This window comes from Blastomonas sp. CCH1-A6, assembly GCF_001556365.1.
Classification (GTDB): Bacteria; Pseudomonadota; Alphaproteobacteria; order Sphingomonadales; family Sphingomonadaceae; genus Blastomonas; species Blastomonas ursincola.
The window spans coordinates 1-3,889 of sequence record NZ_LSIS01000490.1; the positions used below are offsets into that span (position 1 = coordinate 1).

5 protein-coding genes are annotated in these 3,889 nt (G+C 64.9%); 3 read left to right on the forward strand and 2 right to left on the reverse strand.

Translation table 11 applies throughout. The annotated features are described in order from the left end of the window. Positions 1-1,007: adenylyl-sulfate kinase (cysC, locus tag AX735_RS21785; protein ID WP_156447577.1), on the forward strand; the 1,007-nt coding region annotated here is incomplete at its 5' end. A 2-nt stretch (positions 1,008-1,009) separates the two neighbouring features. Then, positions 1,010-1,744, forward strand: coding sequence for a 3'(2'),5'-bisphosphate nucleotidase CysQ (locus AX735_RS21790; RefSeq protein WP_171007748.1), 735 nt, complete (start codon positions 1,010-1,012; stop codon positions 1,742-1,744). Between the two features lie 19 nt (positions 1,745-1,763). Here the strand turns inward: AX735_RS21790 and AX735_RS21795 are convergent, their stop codons facing one another. Together AX735_RS21795 and AX735_RS21800 are read right to left on the reverse strand one after the other, a co-directional pair. After that, positions 1,764-2,543 carry a Coq4 family protein gene (locus tag AX735_RS21795; RefSeq protein WP_066284730.1) on the reverse strand — a complete coding sequence of 260 codons (780 nt, stop codon included), beginning with the start codon at positions 2,541-2,543 and terminating at the stop codon, positions 1,764-1,766. Between the two features lie 90 nt (positions 2,544-2,633). Further along, entirely contained in the window at positions 2,634-2,813 is a 180-nt protein-coding gene (locus tag AX735_RS21800) for a DUF1674 domain-containing protein (protein ID WP_066284733.1), read from the reverse strand. 138 nt (positions 2,814-2,951) lie between these two features. Here AX735_RS21800 and AX735_RS21805 point away from each other — a divergent pair, with 138 nt between their 5' ends. Then, complete coding sequence (locus AX735_RS21805) at positions 2,952-3,827, forward strand: M48 family metalloprotease (protein WP_171007747.1); 876 nt, start codon at positions 2,952-2,954, stop codon at positions 3,825-3,827. Positions 3,828-3,889: the final 62 nt, after the last annotated feature.

Consider the following 3,889-nt stretch of genomic DNA (forward strand, 5'->3'; position numbering starts at 1 on the left):
AGCTGGCCGTGGCGGGTCAATCGGTGACGATCTGCCTCGCCGACGAGATCGATTGCTCGCGCGGCGACGTGATCGCGACGGCCGACCAGCCGCCCCAGGCCGCCGACCAGTTCGAGGCGACGATCGTGTGGATGGACGACGATGCCATGCTCGTCGGCCGCTCCTATTGGCTCAAGCTCGGCACGCAGATCGTGTCGGTCACGGTGCAGCAGCCCAAATATACCGTGAACGTCAACACGCTCGAGCATCTCGCCTGCAAGACACTGGAGCTGAATGCGATCGGCGTTGCCGAGATCGCGACCGACAAGCCGCTGGTGTTCGAACCCTATGCCGACAGCCGGACGCTGGGCGGCTTCATCCTGATCGACAAGATCACCAACCGCACCGTCGGTGCCGGCATGCTGCATTTCGCGCTGCGTCGCGCGCAGAACGTGCACTGGCAGGCGACCGATATCACGCGCGAAGTGCATGCGAGCCTCAAGAACCAGAAGCCCAAGGTGCTATGGTTCACCGGGCTGTCGGGTTCGGGCAAGTCGACCATCGCCAACGAGGTGGAAAAGCGGCTCAACCTGATGAACCGCCACACCTTCCTGCTCGATGGCGACAATGTCCGCCATGGCTTGAACCGTGATCTCGGCTTTACCGAAGCTGACCGGATCGAGAATATCCGGCGCGTCGGCGAGGTGGCCAAGCTGATGGCCGATGCGGGCCTGATCGTGCTGACCGCGTTCATCAGCCCGTTCCGCGCCGAGCGCGAGATGGTCCGAAAGATGCTGCCCGAGGGCGAATTCGTCGAGATCTTCGTCGACACCCCGCTCGAGGTGGCCGAGGCGCGCGATGTGAAGGGGCTGTACAAGAAGGCCCGTTCGGGTGTGCTGAAGAACTTTACCGGGATCGACAGCCCCTACGAGCCGCCCGAGGATCCGGACATCCGAGTCAACACGGTCGAGATGACGCCAGAAGAGGCGGCCGAGCATATCGTCCGCCAGCTGATGCCGCTGAAATGAGCATGAACGACGCAGAGCTTGCCGCGCACCTAGCGCATGCTGCCGGGCAGACGCTGCTGGCGGTACGGATGTCGAGCGGGCTGGAAGGCCAATCGCTCGGCAAGGCGGGTGATGCTGCCGCCAATGCCTTTCTGTGCGAGGCGCTACGCCGCGAACGTCCGGACGACGGGCTGCTGAGCGAGGAAGAAAAGGACAATCCCGCACGGCTGAGCAAGAGCCGCGTTTGGATCGTCGATCCGGTCGACGGCACGCGCGAATTTGGCGAGGCGCGCTGCGACTGGGCGGTGCATGTCGCACTGGCGATCGACGGCGTCGCCACGATCGGCGCAGTGGCCTTGCCCGGGCTCGATCTGGTGCTTCGGTCCGACCAGCCGCAGCCCCTGCCACCCGGCGCGCCGATCCCGCGCATGTTGGTGAGCCGATCGCGCCCGGCCAGGGAAGCACTGGCCGTCGCCGAACTGCTGGGCGCCGAGCTGGTGCCTATGGGCAGCGCCGGCGCCAAGGCGATGGCCGTGGTGCGTGGCGAGGCGGAGATTTATCTGCACACCGGCGGGCAATATGAATGGGACAGTTGCGCGCCGGTTGCTGTTGCTGCGGCGCACGGTCTGCACGTCAGCCGCGCTGATGGCGCGCCGTTGGTCTATAATCAGCCGGATACCTACATGCCCGACCTGCTGATCTGCCGTCCCGAATGGGCCGAGCGGGTGCTGACGGCGATGCGTTCGCTGGCTGACTGACCTTCAGGCTGGCTGGCCGTCAGGCGGGCTGAGGATTGCCGAGCAGATTATAGGGATCGATGCCGCGCGCGCGCAGCCGCTCGTGCGCCAGGGCGTAATATCGCGGCTCATCGATGTTCAGCCGCTTGCGCGCTGCAACCAGCGGCTCGGCAAGCAGCGAGAGCATCGACTGCTCGGCGATGCGGGGACACGCCTTGCCCAGCCTCTTGGCTTCCCCGACAGCCTTCAGCACCGGCGCATCGCTGCGGACGGTCCGCGTGATGTTGAGCGCGGCCATATAGGCGATGAAGATGTTGCCCGGCGATGGATTCTGGCCATAGGTGAACGCCAGCACCGAGGCCTCGCCCAGCGCGTCGCGGCCATAGCCGGTGAGAACGTGCAACAGATCATGCGTGTCGCGCAGCCGGTTGACATACCATTCGACCATGTCGCCATAGCGGCGGTTGCCTTGGAACCGGTCATATTCCGCGACCAGCCCGGCAGCGGACAGCCCTTCGCGCTCCATGAAATCGACATAGGCATGCGCGACGCTGCCCTTGGGCATCGCACGCAGCCGGGCGTGATCGTCAAGAATGTCGGGCAGATAGGGTTCGGTCATCCGCAACTGGCGCCCGAAATCGCTGTACACGAAGGCGCGGATCTCATCGACCAGCTTCAGCCGCGGCAGGCACTGAAAGATGTGGAAGACCTGCTCGGTATCTTCCTTGTCCGCAATCAGCTTGCGAAAATGGTGCATGGCCCGGAACGGGCGGAACTTCGGCACGGGCCGCTCGGGATGACGGAATATCGGCTCGGACATGGTCAACCTTTCTCGCCCTCTCACTGACAATCGTGTCAATAGCATGCGGCGCAAAGGTTGAAAAGTCGTGTCATCGCCGGTGACACATCATCAGAAGTCGATCGCGATGCCCTTGTGCTCCCAGTCGCCGAAACGGGTCGGCCCCTTGGCCGCCTCCTCGGCATCACGCTCGGCGATCGGCTGCGGCACCGGCACCGGCGGCGATTTGCCCCAATGCGCGGGCGGCTTGACATGGTCGGGGCGGCGCGTCGCGCGGGGGGTATCTGGCATGCTGCGTCCCTTGGGCTGGGCCGGCCGATCAATTGAAAACCGGCGCGGCATTCCTACATTTCGTCCGGGCATATGGGGCGTGCCGGGCGCGATGTGAAGCGCCGGGCATGCAATGTCAGACAAGGATTTTGAACCGAGATGAACGGATTGAAGACCACCATGCTGCTGGCAGCGCTCACCGCGCTGTTCATGGCTCTGGGCTATACGCTGGGTGGATCGGGCGGCGCGGTCATCGCACTGCTGTTCGCGGCCGGCATGAACCTGTTCACCTTCTGGAACGCCGACAAGATCGTGCTCAAGATGCACAATGCGGTCGAGGTGAGCGCTGAGAGCCACCCGGATTTCTACAATCTGGTCGCGCGGTTGGCGCAGCGCGGCGGTCTGCCGATGCCGCGGGTCTATGTCATCGATCAGGCCGCGCCCAACGCCTTCGCGACGGGCCGCAATCCCGAGAATGCTGCCGTGGCTGCGACCACGGGCCTGCTGCAGATGCTGAGCCGCGACGAGATCGAAGGCGTGATGGCGCACGAACTCGCGCATGTGAAGAACCGCGACACGCTGATCATGACCATGGTCGCGACGATCGCGGGTGCCGTCTCTATGCTGGCTAATTTTGGCCTGTTCTTCCGCGACGACAATCGCAACCCCTGGGCGGCGATGCTGGCGGTGTTCGTCGCGCCCTTTGCCGCGATGATCGTGCAGATGGCGATCAGCCGAACGCGCGAATTCGGCGCGGACCGCGGCGGTGCGGAGATCAGCGGCAAGCCGCTCGCGCTGGCATCGGCGCTGGCGCGCATCTCGAACCAGGCGCAGCGGATTCCCAATCCGGTGGTCGAGCGCAACCCGGCCGCTGCGCAGCTGTACATCGTGCCCTCGGGCGTGCGCGCATTGTTCTCGACGCATCCCGATACCGGCGACCGCATCGCCGCGCTGGAGGCGATCGCCCGCGAACAAGGCAGCGCCCCGCCCCCACCCCGCCGCGGCAGCGCGCTCGATCCGCTCGGACGGGGGTGAGCTTTACTCTCTCCTCCCGCGCGCGGGAGGAGAGATCAATAGTTCGTTCAAAATCGTCCTCG